12 protein-coding genes are annotated in these 24,323 nt (G+C 44.7%); 5 read left to right on the forward strand and 7 right to left on the reverse strand.

The features are described from left to right. Positions 1-443: 443 nt before the first annotated feature. Positions 444-2,540, reverse strand: coding sequence for a tetratricopeptide repeat protein (locus RID53_RS19375; protein WP_446389644.1), 2,097 nt, complete (start codon positions 2,538-2,540; stop codon positions 444-446). 247 nt (positions 2,541-2,787) lie between these two features. On the opposite strand from RID53_RS19375, the gene RID53_RS19380 reads away from it, so the two are divergent. The 3 genes from RID53_RS19380 (at position 2,788) to RID53_RS19390 (ending at position 5,080) form a co-directional block, all read left to right on the forward strand. Continuing rightward, positions 2,788-4,029: a damage-control phosphatase ARMT1 family protein gene (locus RID53_RS19380; protein WP_446389645.1), complete on the forward strand. Its 1,242-nt coding sequence runs from the start codon at positions 2,788-2,790 to the stop codon at positions 4,027-4,029. Between the two features lie 157 nt (positions 4,030-4,186). Beyond that, a complete protein-coding gene (locus RID53_RS19385) occupies positions 4,187-4,603 on the forward strand; it encodes an EndoU domain-containing protein (RefSeq protein WP_446389646.1) in 417 nt (138 codons plus the stop codon). Between the two features lie 12 nt (positions 4,604-4,615). Further along, complete coding sequence (locus tag RID53_RS19390; RefSeq protein WP_446389647.1) at positions 4,616-5,080, forward strand: hypothetical protein; 465 nt, start codon at positions 4,616-4,618, stop codon at positions 5,078-5,080. 18 nt (positions 5,081-5,098) lie between these two features. On the opposite strand, the gene RID53_RS19395 is transcribed toward RID53_RS19390, so the two are convergent. Together RID53_RS19395 and RID53_RS19400 are read right to left on the reverse strand one after the other, a co-directional pair. After that, positions 5,099-5,845: a Mut7-C RNAse domain-containing protein gene (locus tag RID53_RS19395; RefSeq protein ID WP_446389669.1), complete on the reverse strand. Its 747-nt coding sequence runs from the start codon at positions 5,843-5,845 to the stop codon at positions 5,099-5,101. Between the two features lie 99 nt (positions 5,846-5,944). Further along, positions 5,945-8,035 (reverse strand): ABC transporter ATP-binding protein, encoded by a 2,091-nt coding sequence (locus tag RID53_RS19400; protein ID WP_446389648.1) that lies wholly within the window; start codon positions 8,033-8,035, stop codon positions 5,945-5,947. Positions 8,036-8,374: 339 nt separating this feature from the next. Between RID53_RS19400 and RID53_RS19405 the strand changes: the two genes are divergently transcribed. Continuing rightward, positions 8,375-9,337: a pyruvate kinase gene (locus RID53_RS19405; RefSeq protein ID WP_446389649.1), complete on the forward strand. Its 963-nt coding sequence runs from the start codon at positions 8,375-8,377 to the stop codon at positions 9,335-9,337. A 9-nt stretch (positions 9,338-9,346) separates the two neighbouring features. Here RID53_RS19405 and RID53_RS19410 read toward each other — a convergent pair whose 3' ends face one another. The 4 genes from RID53_RS19410 to RID53_RS19425 form a co-directional block, all read right to left on the reverse strand. Then, the gene (locus tag RID53_RS19410) at positions 9,347-14,008 is read right to left on the reverse strand and encodes a response regulator (protein ID WP_446389650.1); all 4,662 of its coding nucleotides are present in this window, start codon (positions 14,006-14,008) and stop codon (positions 9,347-9,349) included. A 931-nt stretch (positions 14,009-14,939) separates the two neighbouring features. After that, a complete protein-coding gene (locus RID53_RS19415; RefSeq protein ID WP_446389651.1) occupies positions 14,940-20,405 on the reverse strand; it encodes an AAA family ATPase in 5,466 nt (1,821 codons plus the stop codon). A gap of 84 nt (positions 20,406-20,489) precedes the next feature. Then, positions 20,490-21,413 (reverse strand): type IV pilin-like G/H family protein, encoded by a 924-nt coding sequence (locus RID53_RS19420; RefSeq protein WP_446389652.1) that lies wholly within the window; start codon positions 21,411-21,413, stop codon positions 20,490-20,492. A 106-nt stretch (positions 21,414-21,519) separates the two neighbouring features. After that, positions 21,520-22,533: an SH3 domain-containing protein gene (locus RID53_RS19425; protein WP_446389653.1), complete on the reverse strand. Its 1,014-nt coding sequence runs from the start codon at positions 22,531-22,533 to the stop codon at positions 21,520-21,522. Between the two features lie 577 nt (positions 22,534-23,110). Here RID53_RS19425 and RID53_RS19430 point away from each other — a divergent pair. Continuing rightward, complete coding sequence (locus RID53_RS19430; RefSeq protein WP_446389654.1) at positions 23,111-24,166, forward strand: aspartate carbamoyltransferase catalytic subunit; 1,056 nt, start codon at positions 23,111-23,113, stop codon at positions 24,164-24,166. The last annotated feature ends 157 nt before the right edge of the window (positions 24,167-24,323 follow it).

Consider the following 24,323-nt stretch of genomic DNA (forward strand, 5'->3'; position numbering starts at 1 on the left):
TCGTTGTTCGTAGTGAGCGCTTTAGCGCTAATTCACCGTTGCGCTGTTCACCACAATGTAGAGACGTACCCTAGCACATCGGGGTGTAGGAGCAGATTTGACCGAACGTTAACACAAGCGCAAGCCTGAGTCCCCTACCATTTGACGATGAAGGGCGGGTTTTGCCTTTGAAGTTATCGGTCAATCCTTCAATTAAACGGCTAAACCCGCCCCTACAATTGACATATTCCCTGAACTGTGATTCAAGAGTGATATCTCTAGCTAGAATCCTTTGAACCATATCCTAAGGAAAAAGATAATTCTTGCCAACTCCCGGTAGATCCCCGACTTCTAAATCCAGTGTAGATGTGTTCATAAGATATCATCATATCCGTTTCTATTTGCCAGACACATTATTCTTGTAGGGACACGATATCATCGTGCCCTTTTCAATCCAGGAGACGTCATAAGATTGCTCGCATCACGTCAGCCCAATATTTATCCTGATACTCTATGAATATCTTTAAGGCTGTCAGGAAATTATCCGTGACTTCGGCGTAGTTTTCCTGTTCTTGTGCCAATAATCCTAACTGATAATAGGTGCTAGCTTGATTGTAGCGATCGCTAAATTCTATCTTAATATCCAGAGCTTGCTGATAGTAGGACTTTGCCCGGTCATACTCCCGTAACTTTACAGCAATGTTTCCTAACTGGTGATAGGTGGATGCTTGATTGTCGCGATCGCTAAATTCATTCTGAATATCCAAAGCCTGCTGATAGTAGGACTTTGCCTGCTCATATTCCCGCAACTCTTCAGCAACCACTCCTAAGTTGTGATAGGTGCTAGCTTGAGAGTAGCGATCACTAAATTCATTCTGAATATCCAAAGCCTGCTGATAGTAGCGTTTTGCCTGGTCATACTCCCGTAACTTTACAGCAACGTTTCCTAACTGATGATAGGTGGATGCTTGATTGTAGCGATCGCTAAATTCATTCTGAATATCCAAAGCCTGCTGATAGTAGCGCTTTGCCCAGTTATACTCCCCCAACTCTTCAACAACCACTCCTAAGTTATGATAGGTGCTAGCTTGATTGTAGCGATCGCTAAATTCATTGTAAATATCCAAAGCCTGCTGATAGTAGTGCTTTGCCCAGTTATACTCCCGTAGCTTTACAGCAACGTTTCCTAAGTTGTGATAAATGCTAGCTTGATTGTCGCGATCGCTAAATTCATTGTAAATATTCAAAGCCGACTGATAATAGCGCTTTGCCTGCTCATACTCCCGTAACTTTACTGTAACGTTTCCTAAGTTGTGATAAATGCTAGCTTGATTGTAGCGATCGCTAAATCCTATCTGAATATCAACAGCCTGCTGATAATAGCGCTTTGCCCGCTCATACTCCCGTAACTCTTCGGCAACCACTCCTAAGTTATGATAAGTGCTAGCTTGAGAGTAACGATCGCTAAATTCATTGTAAATATCCAAAGCCTGCTGATAATAGCGCTTTGCCTGCTCATGCTCCCGTAACTTTACTGTAACGTTTCCTAAGTTGTGATAAATGCTAGCTTGATTATCGCGATCGCTAAATTCATTGTAAATATCCAAAGCCTGCTGATAGTAGTGCTTTGCCTGGTCATACTCCCGTAACTTTACTGTAACGTTTCCTAACTGATGATAGGTGGATGCTTGATTGTCGCGATCGCTAAATTCCAGATAAATATCTAGAGCCTGCTGATAGTAGCGCTTTGCCTGCTCATATTCCCGTAACTTTACCGTAACATTTCCTAAATTGTGATAGGTGGATGCTTGATTGTAGTGAGCGCTAAATTCATTGTAAATATCCAAAGCCTGCTGATAGTAGCGCTTTGCCTGCTCATATTCCCCTAACTTTACAGCAATGTTTCCTAAGATATGATAAATGCTAGCTTGATTGTCGCGATCGCTAAATTCCAGGTAAATATCTAGAGCCTGCTGATAGTAGCGCTTTGCCTGGTCATACTCCCGTAACTTTACAGCAATGTTTCCTAACTGGTGATAGGTGGATGCTTGATTGTCGCGATCATCAATCTGTTGAGCAATCTCTAAGCATTGCTGATAAAATGCTTCTGCCTGTTGAAATTGTCTCAATTTCAGGTAAATCGTACCCAGATCAAATAATACCGTCGCTTCACTCTGCCGATCCGCCAATGTCTGGGAAAAGGTTAAAGATTGCTCATAACACTGAATTACCGCATCAAATTGGCGTTGCTGCTGATACGTCTCACCTAAATGCTTAAGCACCTTGACATGAAAGGCTAAATCATCCGGCTTCAATTTCAGTGCTTGCTCTAAATACTCCCTGGCGGCTTCCGGTTTTCCCTGATGCAAATACGCGATACCAAGCTGTTCTAAAATTGTTGTGTACTGTTCAAGATTTTCTCCCGTGGCATATTCTCCCGCTCGTTGATACTCCATTAGAAGACGCTGGAGTAATTCAATCTGTTCTGGCTGGGTATTATCAGAGGGATAATTGGCTTGACTCATACAGATATATCCCAGGGGAGATAAGCTGTTCGGCATTTAAACCTTAATGTCAATAAGGGGGAAATCCTTGCCGTAGTGCGTTTAGCGAAGCCATGCCGCAGGCTTTAGCGAAGCCATGCCGCAGGCTTTGCATCTTGCCCGCTACATTGAGCATCTTGCTCGCTACTAATACCCAATTTAAATGCATGACAGCTTAATGGATTAAATACTATAGTAAGGGTTAAGACAGCGCAACTACGAAGGTTATAATCAAATCGGTTGAAAGACGCGCGATCGCACCATCATGTCCCCGACTAAACCCTGTATCCCCATCCCTCCACCCCTGATGATGTCAGAGGAGGGTTCCTTTGCTCACCAGACACTGACGCAACGCTGGGTGACGATTATTGAACGGGCGATCGCATCCAACAACTATCCCGCCTCGATTACTCAGAATCTAGAGAATCTGCGTCAGGAATTGCCTTACGGAATCGTGCGATCGCTTGAGGATGAAACTCAACCCGATTTAGAGGCGTGGAATACCTATATGTCACCCTACCAGGGAAAACGCTGGATTGATATCCCCTGGTATCCCGCAGAAGTCTATCTCTACCGTCGCATTTTAGAAGCCACCCACTATTTTCAACCGGGAAAATGGCACCGAGTCGATCCCTTTGAACCCCAAAAACACAGCAGTTTGGCAAAGGTAATGTCCGCGATTGAGACAATGAGTGGCAAAATTAACACCTTTGTCGATGCTCAAGGGAAATGGAACCGTACCGATTTAATCGCCCTCTTTTATTTTGCCCTTTGGGGAAATCGCATTGATTTAAGCCTGTTTCCCACTGACGCGGGAGAGAGTCAGCGGATGAATATTGAAGCCTATCGCGAACAGGCAAATCTTTTAGTTGATCATACCCCCCAAATTGCTGATCACATTGCTCATCTTAAGGGCGTTCGCATTGATTTAATTGTGGATAATGCTGGGTTTGAGTTGTTCTGTGATTTATGTGTAGCTGACTTTTTAGTGAACAGTGGAATCGCTCAACCTGTTTACTTGCATCTGAAGCCTCATCCGGTATTTGTGTCTGATGCCATGATTAAGGATGTTCAGCACACCATTAATGTTCTCTGTCAGCATAGCCATCAGGATGTCCAATCTTTAGGAAAACGTCTCCAGAATTATATTGACAACGGTGACATCATCTGCTGCGAGGATTCCTATTGGACAGCCCCCCTTGCCTTTTGGGATATGCCAGAATCATGGCGCAGTGAATTAAATCAATCCCAATTCGTGATGATTAAAGGAGATGCCAATTATCGCCGCTTACTGGGCGATCGCGAATGGGATTATACGACGCCCTGGGAAGACATTGTTTGCTATTTTCCCGCCCCATTTGCCGCTCTACGTACCTTTAAAGCTGAAGTCGCCGCTGGATTACAACCGGATCAAATTAAGCGATTGAATCAAGATGATCCGCAATGGTTAACCAATGGACAATGGGGCGTTATTCAATATTTCAACGGATATACACTGTTAGGCTGAGTTGGTTCAGTTTTAGCCTGTGCGATCACAACGGTATATAATCAGTAATCGGTTCATTTTAGGTTTCCTGTTAGGGGATAAGGAAGACTAGAGTGGGGTTGTTACCAGCTCTCCGTCTGCCGCTGATTTTTACCCAATTTTCAGTAATATTTATTAAATGCGAGAAAAAATCCTCTATGGGGAGCGAGTGCTGAATCCCAACTCCCCCGGTGGTATTTCTAATAAACTGATAGGCGCACACTCACCCAAAATTAAAAGCCGTTCGGATTTCAATGTCGAAATTCTGAGTAACAACCCAGATGGTACAACAACGGTAAGGCTGATTAAACAATTTCCAGATGGTAATATCTCTAAGCGCAAGAAGTCTACCTTAGCACCAGATAATTGGAGTGATGACAAGATTATCGATGCGACTAATCAAGTTGCTCGTACTGCTCCCATAGCTATTCGTTTACAAGATCGAGCAACCTTGCATCGACAAACTATTGATGGCGTAGACTGGGTAGTAATCAATGATACTTTGGGCAATGTGATCTCTTCTTATCCTACTGGCGGTCAACCAATCCAATTCTAAGGCGGTGGTACTATGACAATGTTCCAAAAGCTAGATACGTATTTGAGCCAAGAGTTTTCCGACGACTATTGGTATGATGATGCTGAGTTCTACGCCTGTGATCTGGTTAAACAACTGACACACTTAGATTGGAATACACTTCATACTAGCTGGAAAAATCGTTCAATTCTTTGGCAGGTGCGCTGTGCGGAAATTCTTGACTGGGGGGATATCAATCAGGCAATTCCGTTGTTGCTGGATATGATTGCAAGCGAGAATGACGAGTTAACGCTAGCGGCGGCGGATTCGTTGCGATCGCTCAATCTGGTAGAATTAGATTTCCCTGTCTGTGTTGATGAGAAGGTTTTAGCACGTTTGCAGACGGTGAAAGAAACAGGGAATATTGCTAAACGCATTATCAATGAACTACTCAAACAATTACAGGGGAATCTTGAAAATTGCCGCTTGAGTAAAATAGCAGATTCACCACCAATATGAGTTGAGCCAACCTCTTCCTTAATTTTTTGCGGCTAGAACTTGTTCAATAAACTGTTGCATCCGTTCAAAATGTGACCCTTGCCAATAAATCTGATCACAGGTTTGACAGCGATGAAATTCATCAATGGATTGTCGTGTTTTCTCCGGTAACTGATCCGCGATCGCCTCTTTTTCAACAGGTTCTAATACGCCATTACAGCGGATACACCGATGAAAGGGTAAAATAGCATCAAATAAATCGAAGCGGCGCAAAACTTCAACGATTTGTTGATCCGGGTTTTTGGAGCGCACATAATACCCATAAGTCACTATAGAACGCATCAGTAATCGGGTATCGCGAGTTAACAGAATCCGTTGCTCATCCGCCGAAACTTGGGCTAACTCTGGATCAGCGTAGTCATTGCGATAAAGGGTATCAAACCCCAACAACCGCAACGCATTCGCTAATTTCCCTAAATGAATATCCAAGACAAACCGATACTCCTGGGGTTCAGGGGGACTCACCCGAATGCTAGGATTGATTTCATCTAATACTGAAATTGGACAAACCGTGACGCGATCGCCATCCTGGACAATATAGGAAAAATCAACCGATTCTCCATTCACCAAAATCGCATCGACTTCCGGATGAGGAACCCCCAGCGATTCGATCATATCCTTAATCGAGGTTCGTCCTTTAAACTCATGGGAAAAGCTAACATGACGTTTATTTGGGGGCAAAAAATAATTCAATTCTGCCAGAAAATTAAATTCAGCAGTTGCCATGATGGGGATTGTCATTGGTCATTTGTCATTGGTCATTTGTAAGGGTTTGAGAACTGTTTACACAACTTAGTAATGTGGCATTTATTTCCACTAACTGACTTATTGCCGATCGCGTTCCAAATCCCGAATGACTTTTTGCCAATACCAATCCTCGGAATGTCCCGGATTAATGCTTTTCACCTGATTCAATAATCGCTTCGCCACTTGCCAATCTCCCTGAACCATGCCATAAAGCTGATACTGGAATTTAGCCGAGGGTTTGTTTCCATCCGATAAGTCGCTAATATCAGACCAAGGACTTAATCCTCGCCCTGCTTGCTGTTGCTGAATCCGATCCAAGCTTCCCGTGGGAATTGATTCAATAAGCTGGCGCGTGTACTCCGTTTGTGGTTCCCGATAGATACTCTCCGCCGCATCGATTTCCTCGATTCTGCCCTTATTCATCACCATTATGCGATCGCTCATAAATTTGACCACACTCAAGTCATGGGAGATAAAGATATAGGTTAAATTCAACTCATCCTTTAACTCACTCTGTAACTCCTTGAGCAAATTCAGTACCTGCGCCTGTACCGACACATCCAAGGCAGAAACCGATTCATCGCAGATAATAAACTTAGGCTCAAGTGCTAGCGCCCTAGCGATACAAACCCGTTGGCGTTGTCCCCCCGAAAACTCGTGGGGATAGCGGTTCATCCAGTCGGCGTTTAACCCCACTCGCTCAAACAAATAAGCGGCGCGATCGCGACGGGATTTGGCATTATTTCCCCATTTATGAATCACCAATGGTTCCATCACCGCATCCCCAATCTTCATCCGAGGATCGAGAGAACTAAAGGGATTTTGGAAAATAATTTGCATCTTTTGCCGCATTTGCCGCAAGCGCCTGCCTTTAATATGGGTGATATCTTCATTTTCAAAGGTCACCTTACCCCCCATCGGTTCAATTAAACGCAATAATGTCCGGGCAAGGGTTGATTTACCGCACCCTGATTCCCCCACCAGTCCCAATGTTTCGCCTTTGTACACCTCAAAGGACACATCATTGACCGCCATAATATAGCGTTTGGTTTTGCCAAATACGTTGGACACCGGAAACCCCACCCGGAGATTTTCAACGGCAAGTAGGGGAGAGGCTGAGGCGTCAGCAATGGCAAGATTATCTCGCTGAACCTTTGCCCCATTTTCCTGATCAAACGTTGGAGATTTTTCGCGAATGTCTACCTTACCCTCCTCAGTTTTTATCTCCTCCATGAAATCAGCCACAGTGGGTAAGTATTTGAGATGTTTTTCTAATGTAGGACGACAGGCTAATAATCCTTTCGTGTACGGATGCTGGGGATGAGAAAAAATCTGCCAAACATCGCCACTTTCAACAATATTTCCTCGATACATCACCGCCACGCTATCGGCAATTTCAGCAATTACGCCTAAGTCGTGGGTGATGAAAATCATCGACATTCCGCGCTGATCCCGTAACTCCCGCAGCAAGTCCAGAATTGCCGCCTGTACGGTAACATCAAGGGCGGTACTGGGTTCATCCGCAATCAGAATCTCCGGATCACAGGCAATTGCCATGGCAATCATCACCCGTTGCAATTGACCCCCGGATAGTTCGTGAGGATAGCGTTTGAGCATTTCCTGCTTGCGCTGATTCAGGTACTGGCTGATCACGCGATCTGTGGCGGTGTCGTCAGGATTTTCCTGTTCATACTCCAGCTTAAGTTCCTGATCACTGGGAATCAGCCGCACTTCTTGCAGCCGTGCGATCGCCTGACGCCGTGCTTCACCTTGGGAGATGTCCTGATGCTGTAAAATCGCCTCGATAAGCTGAAACCCGATTGTGTAGACGGGGTTGAGGGAACTCATCGGTTCCTGGAAGATCATCGAAATTTGACCCCCCCGAAACAAGCGTTTTCGTTCGGGATTCAGCGTCAGCAACTCAATGGGTTGAGCGCGATCGGCTTTGGGTTTAAAATAAATCTCCCCCTGAGTAATTTTACCCGGCGTTGACACTAACCCCATCACCGCCAGTGAGGTGACTGACTTCCCCGAACCCGACTCCCCGACAATACCCAGGGTTTGCCCCCGTTTCACTTGAAAACTAATCCCATCAACAGCGAGGACTTGCTTTTCATCGGTTTTAAATTTGACTTGCAGGTTGCGAACGTCGAGAACGGTATCAGCCATGACACTCTAAAACGAGAATTAACAAAAATTTTAACAAGCCAATGCCCTATCGTACCGCATCCCCATTGATTCGCGATCGTACTGTGTCAGTTCACTAATGTCACACCCGTAGCCAGTAGGGTGGGTTAGGCGGAATTTCGATCGAAGCGATAACCATTTAATGCCGTATCCGCCGTAACCCACCGATGTTAACAGGGAAATATATTATTTTATCAATATTTCAGATAATAATCTTAAGTTTTGTTGGTTTCCTGCATTTAAATTTTTCCCACGATGGCGGCGCAGCATAGCTAAAATGCTAGAAGCAATAAGGTGTGCCACGCCACTACATACAAATAGATGAAAACAGTATTTACATTAGGACCCGCTAGTGAAAACAAACGCCTGATTACTCAGTTGTCCCAAACCGCCGATCGCTTTCGGCTGAATGTAGCGCATTTAACAGCAGAAGGCTTAAAAAAATGGTTAGAACGCTTAACCGAAATCTTCACCGAACACGGTAAAACCTTACCCCTGGTTTTAGATTTACAAGGCGCGAAAATGCGAGTTGGCAGCTATCCCAGTTGTGACTATCTTCCTGAAAAAGTCAGATTATTTTTCGGTCAATCCTCTGATGATATCACACAGATACCGATTCCTGACAAAAACGTATTCCAAGCCTTAAGTATCGGTGATATTCTTTCGCTCAATGATGCCCGAATTCAACTCGAAGTTATCGCGATTCAGCCTAAAAGTGCAACGGCTAAAGTTTTAACCAATGGCGGATTAAGTTCCTATAAAGGGATTAATCGGGTGAATCATCCTATCCCTTTTAGCCAATTAAACCAACACGATCAGAGGGCGGTTGAGTTGGGGTTAACCTATCCCTTTGTTCAATTTGCCTGTTCTTTTGTCTTAGATGGTAAAGAGGTAACACCGATTCGCCAGCAAATAGGCGATCGCTATTTAATTGCCAAAATTGAACGCCCTGAAGCCATGCGTCATCTTAGTCAACTGGATCAAGGCTTTGATGAATTGTGGTTCTGTCGTGGGGATCTGGGGGCGCAGGCGGGATTGAAGGCGCTAGGAGAATTACAAGCCGCGTTTATTTCCCAGTTTCCTCAATTATCCAGCCCAAAATTTCTGGCGGGTCAAGTATTAGAATATATGACCCATTTTCCCCAACCTACCCGGAGTGAAGTGGTACATTTATATGATATCCAACAGGCTGGATTTGATGGAATTGTCCTTTCTGATGAAACTGCCATTGGGCAATATCCCGCACAAGTGGCAGAGTTTTTAGCCCACGTTTATGAACCATGAACCCGAATATCATCGCATCCGATGCTGACAACGTTTGAGGTAATGTTGCGCCACTTTATCCTCTGGATTAACCCGCAAACATTCACTAAACCGTTGAGCCGCATCTGAGAGGCGATCGCGATAATATAACATTAGCCCTTCCTCGAATGCCGTTTTCGTTGTCAGCTTTGCTTTTCGTATCTCCGGCGGATCAGCATCAAAGACTTCATAAACGGTTACTTTTTTAGCTTTTCCTTTCACATTCACCTTATCCACAAGACGCATCCCATAATCACCGGGATTCGACAACCTCAAGAATGTATGGTGCGAGATTAATAGCCGTACTTGATAAATTTTCGTTAATTCTTCCAGGCGGGCGGCTAAATTCACCGCATCACTAATCACCGTGCTATCCATACGGGAAAATCCACCCACGGTTCCCAGCATTAATTCCCCGGTATTAATCCCAATCCCAATCTCAATGGGTGCATAGTCATAATTAGCCCGATGTTGGTTATATAAATTAAGCCGATCAAACATGGCAATTCCCGCCTGCACTGCTTCATCCGCATTGCCACTAAACAGCGCCATTATTTCATCGCCAATATATTTATCGACAAAACCGTTATGTTCCCGAATCGCAGGTTCCATGCGACTTAAGAAGGCATTGATAAAATTAAAATTTTCACTAGGATTCATCTGTTCCGACAGTGCTGTAAAGTTACGAATATCGGCAAAGAGAACAGACATTTCCTGTTGAACGTGATCCCCCAGTTGCACATCCACAATACTTTTTTTCTGTAAAAACTGGAGAAATTGACCCGGAACAAACCGTTCGTAGGCTTGATTGAGTTGAAATAACTCACGAGTAAAGGCTTCCCGTTCCGCTTCCGCTTTTTTGCGATCGCGGATATCTTGAAAGGCAACCATCCCATAAGCCACTTCCCCCTGTTCCTCATAGATGGGAGTCCCCCACACCTCAATCGGGATAACCTGATCCCCTCGGTGAATTTCAATATCATCAACGGTAGACGTTTTTCCCTGCAATGCCAGAAAAATAGGCATTTGGTTGGTGGGATAGAGTTGATCCGTTCCGGTGCGATAGGCTTGATACAACTCAGCTAATTCTTCAACGGTAACAGCATCCACAATACCTTTGCCCAAAATCTGTTTAGCCGCTTCATTAGCATAGTAGGGTTTGCCCTTGGCATCGAGGATAAAAATCCCCACAGGTACAGCATTTAAAAATTGCATCAATCTCCGCTCACTTTCCCGCACCGCTGCGTAAAGTTGGGCATTTTCTTTGGCAATTGTTGATAAACGTAGATGAGTTTTAATCCTGACTAAAAGTTTGTATTTGGCAATCGGTTTCGTCAAATAATCATTCACGCCTACACTAAAGCCTGCCACTAAGTCATTCACTTGCTCGTTTGCCGTCAACATTAACACGGGCAGTTCAGTAGGGGGATAGAATTCACGCAGTTTTTTACAAACATCATACCCAGTCATGCGGGGCATGATCGCATCAAGTAAAACTAAGTCAGGCTGAAAACCATTGTTAATGATATCTAACGCTTCCCTACCATTGGCGGCTTGGGCAAGTTGATAATTTTCTAAGGATAAATAGTTGACGAGTATCTGGCGATTCACTGCATCATCATCAACGATTAAAATCTTAAACGGGTTGATTAAAGATTCGTCATCCTGGATATCTTGGTGTTGTTTTAGGGTTAAGCTAGGTTGATCAAGCGTCAGTAATAGGGGACAAGACGTACCGACACTAAGAGGTTCACTCACAAAGGAATTGGCACTGTAAACTGTCTTAGGTATTGTCACGATTGACTCAATCGGATCGGGCTTAACGTCTGGAATTTGTCCGTCAAAAATTGGCAACGTAAACGTAAACTGAGAGCCGACGCCTAAGGTTGATTGCACCTCAATCGTTCCCCCATGCAACTCCACTAGCTTTTTCGTCAGGGCTAACCCTAACCCTGTACCGCCATACTGATGCCCTAGAAAACCCTGCCCTTGTTCAAAGGATTCAAAAATACGGTTTATTTGAGACTTGGGGATGCCAATTCCTGTGTCAGAGACAGTAATGGCTAGCATTTGGAATGTTGACCCTTCACTGGCTTCTAGGACATGGTTTGTCGGGGCGGGTTTAGGGATTGTGTTTTCGCTATTGATAGTAACGTTTGTACAAAATCCGTCCTGACTGGATGTTGACCCTTCACTTTGTTCGAGGACATAGTGTTGATCCTCCACTTCGCTTATAGGGAACCGGGTTTGTAGAGGCGGGTTGATAAAATTCGCGCCAGCCGTTGACGATAACGTTGATTCCAAAACCACGCTGACTACTCCTTCGCTGCGCTCAAGGACATGGTTTTGAGTTAACTCCTTCAACTTTACCTTGTCCCACTGCACTGCTGCACCTCTGCCCTCTAACTTCTGCCTTGAACTTACCAATTGAGCCGAAATTTTGACCGTTCCTTTATCAGTAAACTTAATCCCATTGTCCACTAAGTTTTGCAAAATCTGCTGCACCCGATTTTCATCCGCATAAGCGATAGGTAAGTCCGGAGAAATAGCATTAATCAGTTGTAACTCTTTATCACCAATCAGCGGATAACTGAGTCGGAGAACCACCTCCGTTATTTCTCGTACTCCCACGGGCTGTTGCTGGAGTTGAATGTCTTGGTGTCTGAGTTTGGCAAAATCGAGAATGTCATTGACTAAGTTGGATAAGCGCCGCCCGGTGGCGATAATTGTACCTAAATTGATCCGGGTTTGTAAGGGTAACTCTCCGGTAGCACCATCGATTAAGGATTCAGCAATGCCGACAATGCCATGGAGAGGAGTACGGAGTTGGTGGGAGGTATTCGCTATAAATTCATCTTTGAGCTTGTCTAGGCGCTGCCAAGCGGCATTTTGATGGTCTTTGAATTCCAGTTCTTGGGTAAAACGCATCCGTTCTGCTTCGGCTTTTTTGCGATCGGTGATATCGTTAAGAACGGCAATGGCATAAATAATTTCACCCTGTTCATCAAGGATAGGTTTGCTCCACGTCTCAATCGGAATAATCTGGTCGTCTTGGTGAATTTCAATATTATGTACAATAGATCGTTGTCCCTGTAAAGCTCGAACAATCGGTAACTCTTCGGTCGGATAAAATTGATCGGTTCCGGCGATATACCAGTGATGAACCGCACAAAAATTATCCGCGATCGCGTCTAGCGTAAACTCTTTCCCCATAAACCGTTGTGCCTTATCGTTGGTATAATGGAATTGCCCCTGAGCATCAACCACCACGATACCAACGGGTACGGTTTCTAAAATTTGAGCTAATTGTTTCTCACTTTTTGCCAATGCCTCATTCAAGCGGTTCATCTGATGATTCTGGCATTTGAGAGTGGCAAATGATTGGTTTAATTGATCCGCCATTTGATTAAATGCGGTGCTAAGACTACCCAGTTCAGTGTTACGATGAACCTCAATTTTTTGCTCCCATTCCCCATTAGCAATAGCATTGGCGGCTTGATTTAAGCGCTGGATGGGTTGAATAATCCAGTGGGCGGTACCCACACCAACTCCCGTGGCGATGAGTAATGCAACCAGACAGAGTAGGATTGTCGATTGCGTATTATCATGAATGTGATCCAAGAAGTCAGCTTCAGGGAGAACCACGACAATTAACCAGTCTAATCCGTGGCTATCTTGTAAGGGCATGACTTGTAAAAATTGGTGCTGTCCTTGACGCTTAAATTCTAGGCGCTGGGACTCTTTAATTGCCTTGAAGTCGCCAAACTGTTGCGTTAAATAGTTGGCGCTGGCTTGAATTAAGGGGTCACGACTTTGGCTGGCGTTTAATCGGGTGATTTGAGTTTGGTGATGTTGAAAGGGCGGTTCTGGGGTGGATGTGGCGACTAATAATCCAGAACGTTCCATAATAAACAGACGTCCCGATTTACCGATTTTTATCGTTTGCAGGAAATCGCTAATTGTGGAGAGACGTAGGGTGGTGTTTAAGACACCCTGAACCTGCTGATTGCTGTCGTAAACGGGTTGAATGGCGCTAATTAGCAACGTGCGATCGCCTTCGCCAAAAAGGGGGAAAATATCACTCCAGGTGGGTTTACCCGCTTGCAAGGCGGCTTTATACCAGGGTCGCAGCCGGGGGTCGTAGTTTTTGCTACTCTCGATCAGGGTCTTGCGATCGCCTTCACTGTGGGTGCTATAAGTATAGAAATCAAAATCTGTTGCAGGATTCGCTTGGATAATCACCAATTGATCCCGATTTCGCCGTCCAGCCGCAATCAGTCCGCGCTGTTCATTCGCCACACCAACATAACTCACCGAATCAAATCGTTGCACTTGCCGCCACAAATGCTGTTCCCAGGGTTGTAAGTTATCTAGGGTCAAGCTTCCTAAGTGAATCACATCCTGATTACTCTGATTAATCTGATGGGGAATCGCTAAATATCGCTCCAACCGATCCTCAATATGAACCGTAATTTCATCTTGCAATTGAGTTGATACCTCATTCACCGCCCGCTTTCCGTGGCGAAACGATAACCAGCCAATCACTCCGACTGTGGCAAAAATTTGCACCAGAAAGGGGACTACGAATACCGTTCGTAGAGGCACATTTGTTAAACCGTTGTCAATTAGGCGCTTGAGAGATCGCATTGACATGAGAGTCGCTTGGAGATCGCTAAAGTTAAGGAAATAAACCCTACAGATTTAAAGCAGAATCTAGTCCTTTTTTATGCCGTTCAACCCCAATTAGCGATGCACCCAATCTATTCAATCGATAAACGAGTTAAATAGGTTTAGGGAAAAACTTAAAAAAGATGTTTTTATTGAATTAGTATGGTTTTGCCAAACGTCTGAACAGCATTCACTCGACCTTCACGGCGAACGTTTCCCACCTGTCGCATTCACCGGAAAGCTTGACAGTTCAGCACTTTTGACTTTTGTACAGAACCTAGTTGCCTCTGTAGCTTTAAGGTAGCGATACTAGACAGAACTGAAGAATTCAATCCTTTTGCCTCTCTCGCTCAAAGTCCTTATTGTGTTATACTAACGTATTACTTGTATTACAGCATTCCTATAATATGCCAATTCGCTGATATGAGCAACGTCCTAACGGTAGAGAAAATTCAATGTTGTCAGCTAGACCTGATTGAAACGGAAGTAGGGGCGGGTTTAGGAACTCAATTGACGGGCAAATCAATAAATGTCATACAAAACCCGCCCTTCCTTCTTGCAAAGTAACCTAGCAAATCCTATATCCCGCTGGGTTTCGCCGTCGCTGGGATTTAACCTGCAACTGACAACAGCCAATTCTATGTAGGGGCGGGTTTAGGAACTCAATTGGCGGGCAAATCAATAAATGTCATACAAAACCCACCCTTCCCCCGTATTGAACCTAACCGATAACCTCAATCCCAAATCCACTCAGGGTTAAAAAAAGGGCGGGTTTCGTTGTCTTGTTTAAGGTGAGTCTACTCATTTAATCCCTAAACCCGCCCCTACATGATATGATAAATCTTTCAAAATTTTCAATTTTTTCCACCGACTTAGGGGAGTGGTTTCTATCAATCAAACACACCGATAACTATTACTATTGACAACGGTTTAGATAGATGTTAGCCACTTGGTCTTGAGGATTGACCCGCAGCACCTCAGCAAAGCGTTTTTTCGCCTCAGCAAACGCCTTCATGTTATAAAAATACCAGGCTTCGGTAAAGGTTTGTAACGTGGCTAATTTAGCGGCTTTAATCTGAGGTAAATCGGCATCAAACACTTCATAAACAGTTACCAATTCCGATTTCCCCTTCACCTTCACCTTGTCAATCAGGCGAATCGCATAATTAGTCGGATCAGATAAACGGGAAAACGTATGATGAGAAATTAATAAGGGGACTTGATAATATTTGGTTAACTCTTCAATGCGAGAGGCTAAATTAACCGCATCACTAATCACCGTGCTATCCATGCGCGAGACTCCACCAATGGTTCCTAGCATTAACCCTCCCGTATTAATCCCAATCCCAATCCGGATAGGAGGATAGCCAGAATTTTGTCGATGTTGATTATAGATCCTCAGTTGTTGTAGCATAGCAATTCCCGCCTTAACTGCATCATCAGCCTGACCACTAAACAATGCCATAATTGCATCACCGATATATTTATCAATAAAGCCATTATGGTCAGTAATCGCTGGCTCCATGCGCGACAAATAAGCATTAATAAACTTAAAATTGTCCTCCGGTGTCAGCGTTTCCGATAATGTCGTGAAGGCGCGAATATCCGAAAATAGGATCGACATTTTCTGTTGAACATTATCACCCAACTGGACATCGACAATACTTTCCTTATCCAAAAATTGGAGAAACTGACGCGGAACAAACCGTTCATACGCCTGATTCAGTTCTGCCAAACTGGTATAGAAACGGGCATTTTCAATAGATGTGGCGGCTTGCGCGGATAGGAGACGCAACAGTTCTAATCGGCTAGCTGTAAATGCTCCCGTCGTCAAATTATTTTCTAAATAGACAATTCCGCTGAGTTTTCCTTGATTAATCAACGGCGCACAGAGAATTGACTTCGGTTGTTCTTGCTGAATATAGGCGTCTTGAGTAAATTGTCCCTCATTTAGGGCATCATTTAAGACAACAATTTCCTGAGTTCGAGCTACATAATTAATAATAGTAACCGATAAAATTTGACTTTCTTCAATGTCAGTCGATTGTAAAACCTGAACTTGATCGCATTCTGCATCAGGTTGACCGAGAGTATTCACCTGTCCCTCGGCTTCAATCCTTAATTTTCCTTTGCTTTCTAAAATAAGAAACCCTTTTTGCGCTCCCGCATTTTCAATTAAAATTTTCATCAACGCTGCCAGTAATTTATCCAAGACAATCTCACCGGAAATCACTTGCGCGGCTTTCATGACGGTGTTTAAGTCAAGAAATTCTGAAGATTTATTTCGACTTTGCGTCGTTGTTGTCACTATCGAACTTTTTTGGGACACTCCGCCTGAATCATTGCCATTGACTCGGGTAAATAGCCATTGGGGATAAGTTTCTTCCAACTGTTTAACTTTCGCCATTGCCCCCCACAGCGTATAAACATAGTGAGCTTTTTGTAAATAGTTTTGGGCAATTTCTTCCCGACTTAACCGTTGATAAAAGTGACTGGCTCGTTCATACGCCAAAGCTTCATCATGAAGATAGCCCTGTTTTTTTGCCCCCTGAATCGCCCGATCATAATACTCCATTGCTCGAATAGTTTTACCGCAAACTCCCGCCCGTTCAGCCTCTACTAAGTCATATTTATGCTGAAAGTTACAAGGCGCATGTTCCGCCCAGTTTCGCATCGTTTTTTGCTGTCTTGCTACTTTGCTCAGATATCGTCGGCGTTTGCTGGGACTTGCTGAATGACACACCGCTAACAGAACCAAAGACGAGTAGAAATTGGCTAAAACACTATTTAATAAGCCTTTAACGCTTCCCTTATACTTTTCCGCCAAAAAAACTTGAGTTTCTGCTTCTTCATAGTTGTAAAATAAGTAATAAATGAATAATTTCGCCCAATAAACGGATAAAATTGAAAGCTGATTATTCGCTTCTAATAAATCCGGCAGAACCTGGTCAAAAACAGTCAAGTCTAAATTTGGATACTGATCAACCTCCATCAAGCATACCGATAAGTTCCGCCAAATCGTGATATAGTTAATCTGATAATCTTGTTTAAATTGATGATTTAATTCCAGGTGTTGGGCTTGTTTTGACTCGACCTCAGCTAAGGGAAGTCCGACGAAAAATGAATAGGTACAATAGTTGACGGTACAGTGACAAGCATATTCGATATCACCCTGTTCAATCGCCCTTTGAATTGTATCGAGTAACGGATTAAGCGTTTTTCGGGCTGGTTCTTTCCAGGGGCGGACAAAGGCATTAAATTGCTGCTGAACTTTGGCTTGTACATCTTTGGCATCAAAGCGCTCTAATAAGGTTAAGGCTAATTGACCAAAGCGATAGCCTTGATCAATTGTTTCTTGTTTGCCACACAACAGCAAACTATAAACACTATAAGCATAAGCCGCTAGCGATGAATTTCCATAGCGAATACAGAGATTCACCATAGTGAAAATAAGCGACGGTAACAGAGATGGTTTGGCAATATAGGCAGGTGCCATAACGGACATCAAAATTCGCAAAGCTGCCAATTGAGTGGGTTTAGTCATGTCTGGCAAATCGGCTAATGCCTCAACCGTTTGATAAACAGGAGGCGTTTTAGTTAGCGGTATTTCTAGTAGCTTTAAAACCTGCTTTGCTGTTTTGATAGCGGACAGCATTTGATTTTGAGAACTATCGAATAAAATTTGAATTTCATAAACCTTAACCTTATGAATTAGAGTTTTCGCCTGGTTTAGCACAACATTGGTTAGGGTTTGGGCGGTTTCAAAATCAGTCAATAAATATGCCACTTCGATGGCTTCCATAGACAAGTTTAGGCTCAACTCATACTGCGCCTGCCAACTGTCTGGAGGAAGAAGTTCTCGACCGATTGCCAAGTATTTCATCGCCGCTTCATAAGCGGTTGCGGCTTTGGCTTTTTGACCTGCCCAAAGATTCAATTGAGCTAATTCATTCTGTTCTTCAGTAGACTGGATTAACTCAATACTAATATTTAGATGATTGACAATATTAAAAAGAGCCTCTGACAACTGGTCTTCTGGCGTATTTCTCAGTAATAACTGACCCACCGTATGGTGAATCGCTTTGCATTCTTCTTGAGGAATCAAAGAATAAGCAGTGTCCTGAATTCGGCTGTGAACAAATTTGTATTGAATGGTAAAATTTTGATGTTCTATATCGCTGCTTAGTGAGGCAGGATTCGAGGCTAAATGTTGAGGTTTATGCAACAGAATTTCAGTAGTATTAGATGGACTGATTAACTTGTAGGATTCACCCAAAGGCACAATCAATCCTTCAACAACTGCCTGCCATAACTGCACTGCTGTTTCGGACTGCGATTCGCCTAACGCTAAGGCTAATGGTTTGAGTTCAAAGGAATTGCCCAAACAAGCAGCAAACTGTAAAACCCGTTGCACGTTTGGCGATAAGGTTTGAATCTTATTGACTAGAATGGCGACAACATTATCAGTGAAATTTTGGGCTTGAATTTTGGCTATATCCCACTGCCACCTTCCCCCGGAAGAGTCAAAAGTGACGATTTTTTCTTGATACAAATATTTTAAAAACTCATTGATAAAAAAAGGGTTGCCGTCCGTTTTCAACTGGACTAATTCAGCCAGAGGCTGGGCATGATCAGGGGAACATTTGAGCGTTTCTGTTACCAATTGGATAATACTCATTAATCCCAAAGGCGCTAAAACAATCTGATGGATAATTGTTCCGCTTGACCGGATAGCGTTGAATGTTAACCGTAAGGGATGGGATGCACTCACCTCATTATCACGATAAGCACCAATAACAAACAGCCCCCCACTATGGGAATCAGCCTCACCCTGATTCGAGGAGTTCATCAACCATTCCATGAGTTTCAACGAAGCGCTATCCGCCCACTGTAAATTATCGAGAAAAATGACTAACGGATGTTCAGGTTTGGCAAAGACGTGGATGAACTTTTGCAGAACTAATTTAAAGCGATTTTGCGATTCTGTCGCGGGCAAACTGGCAACTGGAACGGGCTTACCTACAATCAGTTCAACTTCCGGAATGACATCAATAATAAGTTGAGCATTCACCCCTAAAGCGGCTAAGAGTTGCTTGCGCCATCGGCTTAGTTGGACTGTGGTTTCAGTTAACAACTGTTTGATTAAGTCTCGAAACGCTTTAATCACGGCTGAGTAAGGAATATCCCGCTGATATCGATCAAATTTGCCGCGAATAAAATAGCCCCGCTGTTGAGTAATGGGTTTATATAATTCATGTACTAGCGCTGACTTCCCTATACCGGAATATCCAGATACAACCATCATCTCCTTGGGGGAGTTTCGATTGTGTAGGGGCGGGTTTAGAGAATCTTGTGTTGCCGCTGACGATAACTTTTGTTCAACACCCGCCCTGATTGAGTTTGGCGTTGAGTCTCCGAATAAACTACGTCCAGTAACCCGAATAAAGGTGTCCAGTAAACTTTTAATTTCCCGTTCTCGACCATAGAGTTTTTGGGGAATTTGAAATCGCTCAGAAACATCTTGGCGACCGAGGGAAAACAGTTCAATTTTTCCCTTGGTTTCTAATTGCATTAAACAAATGGTTAAATCAGATTTTAGCCCCCAGGCACTTTGATAGCGATCTTCGGCATTTTTTGCCAATAATTTCATCACGATAGCAGAGAGGGCGGGCGGAATCTGCGGATTAATTTGGTGAGGCGGAATCGGTTCTTTCGCCAGATGAGAATGGACTAATTCTAGGGGATCTTCGGTTTCAAAGGGAAGGTGATGGGTTAGCAATTCATAAAACGTAACCCCTAAGGAATAAAAATCAGTACGATAATCCAGCGCCCGATTCATTCTCCCGGTTTGTTCCGGTGACATGTAGGCTAATGTGCCTTCTAAGACGGAGGGATTTTTCAGAATTGGGTTTTCTTGGGATAAAACGGTAGCAATGCCCAAGTCAATGATTTTCAGTTGTCCCGTTTCAGGATTAAAAACAATATTGGCAGGGTTGATATCTTTGTGAATAATATGGGAAGCATGAATCCTGCCTAAGCTTTCTGTATTGCGAATGGCGATACTTAAGAATTCTTTGAGCGTAAATCCCCGGTTTTGGAGTAAGACTTTTAACGAGGAACCGCCAAAATCTTCAAAAATAATCACCAGGGTGGTTTGATGGGGTTCTAAGCTATAAGCCTGAACCACACCGCCAAAGTTGAGGGAGCGCGTGATTTGATATTCTTGTTGATAGCGGTTAATTTCTGCGGGCGTAGGATAATCTTGTTTGAGAACTTTGAGAATCACCGACTGCTGATCCGATTCTCGGATACCACGATAGACTAAAGAGTTACTACTTTCATAGATTTGGGCAAGAATCCGACAGCCAGCGACGGTAACCATAGGGGGAGATGGGGGGGAAACACCGAGAGGATTGGTTAAAGGGCTTGGTTACCAAGTTAAAGTAGGGGATTGGTAACCAAGCCCCTACTGCAACAGACGAGATCCGGCGGGACATTGAATCTCTGTAGAATCGGCTGAAGGTGGAATTGGCATCGGCGGCGGTGAGGTAGCGGGTTGTTCACTCTGACAAATCCCAGAAACGGTTGTCTCAAACCCATCAACGGTAGTGACAAATACCGCACCAATGTAGCTGGGAAGTCCCTCATCTTTGGGATGTGCCGTAATCGCCACACTCTCAGCGCGATCGCGGGATGGCACAATTTGGTATGTATATAAGGACGTTTCTAGGTTTGTGGCAATTTCTAGCTGTTCGAGGGTATTGGCAAATTGACGATTTTCGAGATAATACACCTGCTGGGCGCGATTTAAGAGGCTGATATACTGCATCGGAATCGCTTGGCTGGATCGGTTGGCGCTGGTTTCCAACTCAATCACGGAAATATCTTCGGGTACGGTGGTATCATCCGAAGTCTTTGCCAAGAGTAACGCCGTATCACTAAACGCCGTGGGTCGAGGTTGTCCCGGCGTAACATCTTTAAATTCTAAGCGCAGCTTTCCCTCTGGGGTTAACTCAAAAATAGTCAAGGCAATTTCATCCGGTGTGAGTGCCATATCCAGGTGCATCGGTTGAGTCGCCGTTTGAATTTGGTAGTCTACCTCGATTGCCACAGCCGACCCATCTTGAGCGGGTAAGATAAAAAATAATTGGTTATCGGGGGCAAAAATTAACCGGATGGATTCCCCCGATGCCGGATCGGTGGCTTGCCATTCTCCGATTAATTGCTGAGTAACCGCATCCGTTGGCGATCGCATCTCAGATCCAGGGGATGGATTATCCGGTTCAGATTGCGCTTGAGAGGGAACACCACTACAGACAAGCAAGGCGAAAAGAACGAATATCAAACGCGATCGGCACAACGTAAGCAAGAGAGAAACAGGATTAATCATAGCCATCCAACCCAGCTAACTGATTGGATTTTAACAATGACGAATGACGAATGACGAATGACGAATGACAAATGACGAATGACGAATGACGAATGACATAAGACACTTACGCTGCAACCCATCCCGAAAACACCCAGCCACCATTAGCCAGACGTATCCAGTTCCCCGCCGTCTGATCCGTAGTTGCGATCGCGGCGCCATCGGCTACAGTATCCACCACCCGATACCCTAAACCGGGACCCGATCGCACATTCAAGGGACTCCCATTCGTCGTCACCACGGCGGTATCCCTTGCTGGAGTTGCACCGCCCCCTTCACCAACAATCCAGCGAGAAGAGACCCAGTTGCCATTCGCCAGTTGAGACCAGCCATCAGTATTACGACCACTGAGGCTAATCCTGCGGTTATCCCCTACCGTACCCACCACACGATACCCCAAACCGGGACCCGATCGCACGTTGAGGGGATTGTTATTGGTGTTAACCACGGCGGTATTCGTCACCGGAGTCACACCTCCACCATTGCCATCCTCACCATATAAAGCGGTTAACGTCGTCGGTCCCGCAATCCCATCCGGCGTCAATCCTTCAGACGCCTGAACCCTTCTCACAGCCACTTCGGTGAGGCGACCATAATAGCCAGTGACGGGTCCGTTATAAACCCCAACCTCTTGTAATCGATTTTGCAGATTGGTTACCGCTGTCCCCGTACTACCAGGGCGCAAGACAGCGGATGGAACACCACTATCGCCACCTTCACCTGCTATCCAGCGAGAAGCAACCCAGTTACCATTGCTGAGTTGAGACCAGCCATCGGCATCAAGACCACTGAGATTAATGGTAGTGCCATTGGCAAGAGTGCTAACCACGCCATACCCTAAACCGGGACCCGATCGCACATTTAGCGGACTACCATTCGTATCAACCACCGCCGCCCAAGCACTACTGGTTAAGCTTAAGGAAGACAGTGCGATCGCTAAGGCTAGTCCCTGAATCCAGGCTAAACTCGGTGGTTTCCAGTCAACCTCTGACTCGAAAACAGACCCATCAGCACTGAACTGGGACTGGGGAATCTTGTCATCGGCTTGGGCGGAGAAATGGGTATAGGCTAGGGTTTCCATCAGAATACCTCACTGTTCGTTTATCGCAGTGATGAACCTTTGAGATCGTCATTCGTCATTTGTCCTTCGTCCTTTGTAAGGGTTTGAGGCTTGTTGACAAAATTTAGTAGAGTATCTTTTGTCCGACTACTTACAGAAGTAGTTGGGGATAGCAAAACGACGACGGCTGGGTTCATCTAATATAATTTTAGAATTTTCTTTTCTAGTAGTATTATTAAGGATAATTAAGTGGACTAACTTCCCTCAAAGGAAAGATTTCAGTAGTCAGACAAAATTGTGGGGATTGTTATTCGTCATTCGTCAAAACACTGATTTCACAGATTTATTGGGAAGAGTGGGGTGGGGAAGTGAGAGGGTAGTGACACTGATTACACTGAGTCACATCCGGGTGAAAACCTTCCCCTACAGCTTCCCCAGCTTCCCCAGCTTCCCCAGCTTCCCCAGCTTCCCCAGCTTCCCCTGCTCTCTAACCCCACCACAACACCGATTCAGCAGCCCCTATTTATTTGTCGTGGGAGGGGAATGAAGATTATAGTAACTGTTAGCCCCTCTCTATCCATTTTGCATTCTTATTCTTATGGCTACTGCCACTTGGACTCGCCGCCATGTCCTTTCCCTGGAAGATTTTACATCGGCTGAATACGATACCCTCTTACAAACCGCCGCTAGCTGTCGGGAAGTTCTCTCTCGGCGCACGAAAAAAGTCCCGGCTTTGCAAGGTCAGGTGGTGGCGAATATGTTTTTTGAACCCTCAACCCGCACCCGCAGTAGTTTTGAACTCGCCGCCAAACGGTTGAGTGCAGATACATTGAATTTTGCACCAGGAACCTCATCCTTGACCAAAGGAGAAACCATTCTCGACACCGCAAAAACCTATTTAGCCATGGGAGCTGATATGATGGTAATTCGCCATCGAGAAGCGGGAGTCCCCCATGCGATCGCCCAGGAAATGGATCGCCTGGAAACGAATGTCGGTATCTTGAATGCAGGCGATGGTCAACATGAACATCCCTCCCAAGCGTTGCTGGATTTATTTACAATTACATCCCTATTGGATTTTGAGTATCCTCGCTTGAAACTCTTAGCCGACAAAAAAATTGCCATTGTCGGGGATATCATCCATTCACGGGTTGCTCGTTCTAATATTTGGAGTCTAACCGCCAGTGGCGCTGAGGTTCATTTAGCCGGTCCACCGACATTAGTCCCCCAGGAGTTTACTGAATATGTCCAGGGAACTGGAGAGCAGAGGAAGCCGGGGAAGCCGGGGAAGCCGGGGGAGAATTTTTCCCAATCCCCAATCCCCAATCGGCGGCTATTCTTGCATTGGGAAGTTGAACCTGCGCTGAAAGATGCCGATTTTGTCATGACCTTACGGCTGCAAAAAGAACGCATGACAGCCCATCTATTGCCCAGTTTGCGAGAATATCATCAGCGTTATGGAATTACACGCGATCGCTTAAAACTTTGCCATCCTGGAGTCAAAATTCTCCACCCCGGACCCGTCAATCGCGGCGTGGAAATTAGTTCCGAGTTAATGGATGATCCAGAATTCAGTTTAATTTCTCAACAGGTTACCAGTGGTGTAGCGGTACGCATGGCGCTGCTTTATCTGATGGGGAGTGGGAAGTCTTGATAGTTGTTATTCGTCTTATCTTATTTGTCCTTTGTCATTTGTGAATGAGGGTGTGTCCTACGAACGCGATCGCATCCCTTCTGGATAGAAGAAACCTATAAAAGCTTGTAGGGGCGACCCGCTTCATCAATTAACAACACCAGTCCTTTCAATAAGA

This window comes from Coleofasciculus sp. B1-GNL1-01 (assembly GCF_040220235.1).
In the GTDB taxonomy this organism is placed as follows: domain Bacteria; phylum Cyanobacteriota; class Cyanobacteriia; order Cyanobacteriales; family Coleofasciculaceae; genus Coleofasciculus.

Excerpts from the sequence above, each read along its gene's own strand:
- RID53_RS19430 (WP_446389654.1), top strand. The coding sequence starts at position 23,111 with ATGGCTACTGCCACTTGGACTCGCCGCCATGTCCTTTCCCTGGAAGAT.
- RID53_RS19410 (WP_446389650.1), bottom strand. The coding sequence starts at position 14,008 with ATGTCAATGCGATCTCTCAAGCGCCTAATTGACAACGGTTTAACAAAT.
- RID53_RS19420 (WP_446389652.1), bottom strand. The coding sequence starts at position 21,413 with ATGATTAATCCTGTTTCTCTCTTGCTTACGTTGTGCCGATCGCGTTTG.
- RID53_RS19380 (WP_446389645.1), top strand. The coding sequence starts at position 2,788 with ATGTCCCCGACTAAACCCTGTATCCCCATCCCTCCACCCCTGATGATG.
- RID53_RS19390 (WP_446389647.1), top strand. The coding sequence starts at position 4,616 with ATGACAATGTTCCAAAAGCTAGATACGTATTTGAGCCAAGAGTTTTCC.
- RID53_RS19405 (WP_446389649.1), top strand. The coding sequence starts at position 8,375 with ATGAAAACAGTATTTACATTAGGACCCGCTAGTGAAAACAAACGCCTG.
- RID53_RS19385 (WP_446389646.1), top strand. The coding sequence starts at position 4,187 with ATGCGAGAAAAAATCCTCTATGGGGAGCGAGTGCTGAATCCCAACTCC.
- RID53_RS19425 (WP_446389653.1), bottom strand. The coding sequence starts at position 22,533 with ATGGAAACCCTAGCCTATACCCATTTCTCCGCCCAAGCCGATGACAAG.
- RID53_RS19415 (WP_446389651.1), bottom strand. The coding sequence starts at position 20,405 with ATGGTTACCGTCGCTGGCTGTCGGATTCTTGCCCAAATCTATGAAAGT.
- RID53_RS19400 (WP_446389648.1), bottom strand. The coding sequence starts at position 8,035 with ATGGCTGATACCGTTCTCGACGTTCGCAACCTGCAAGTCAAATTTAAA.
- RID53_RS19375 (WP_446389644.1), bottom strand. The coding sequence starts at position 2,540 with ATGCCGAACAGCTTATCTCCCCTGGGATATATCTGTATGAGTCAAGCC.
- RID53_RS19395 (WP_446389669.1), bottom strand. The coding sequence starts at position 5,845 with ATGGCAACTGCTGAATTTAATTTTCTGGCAGAATTGAATTATTTTTTG.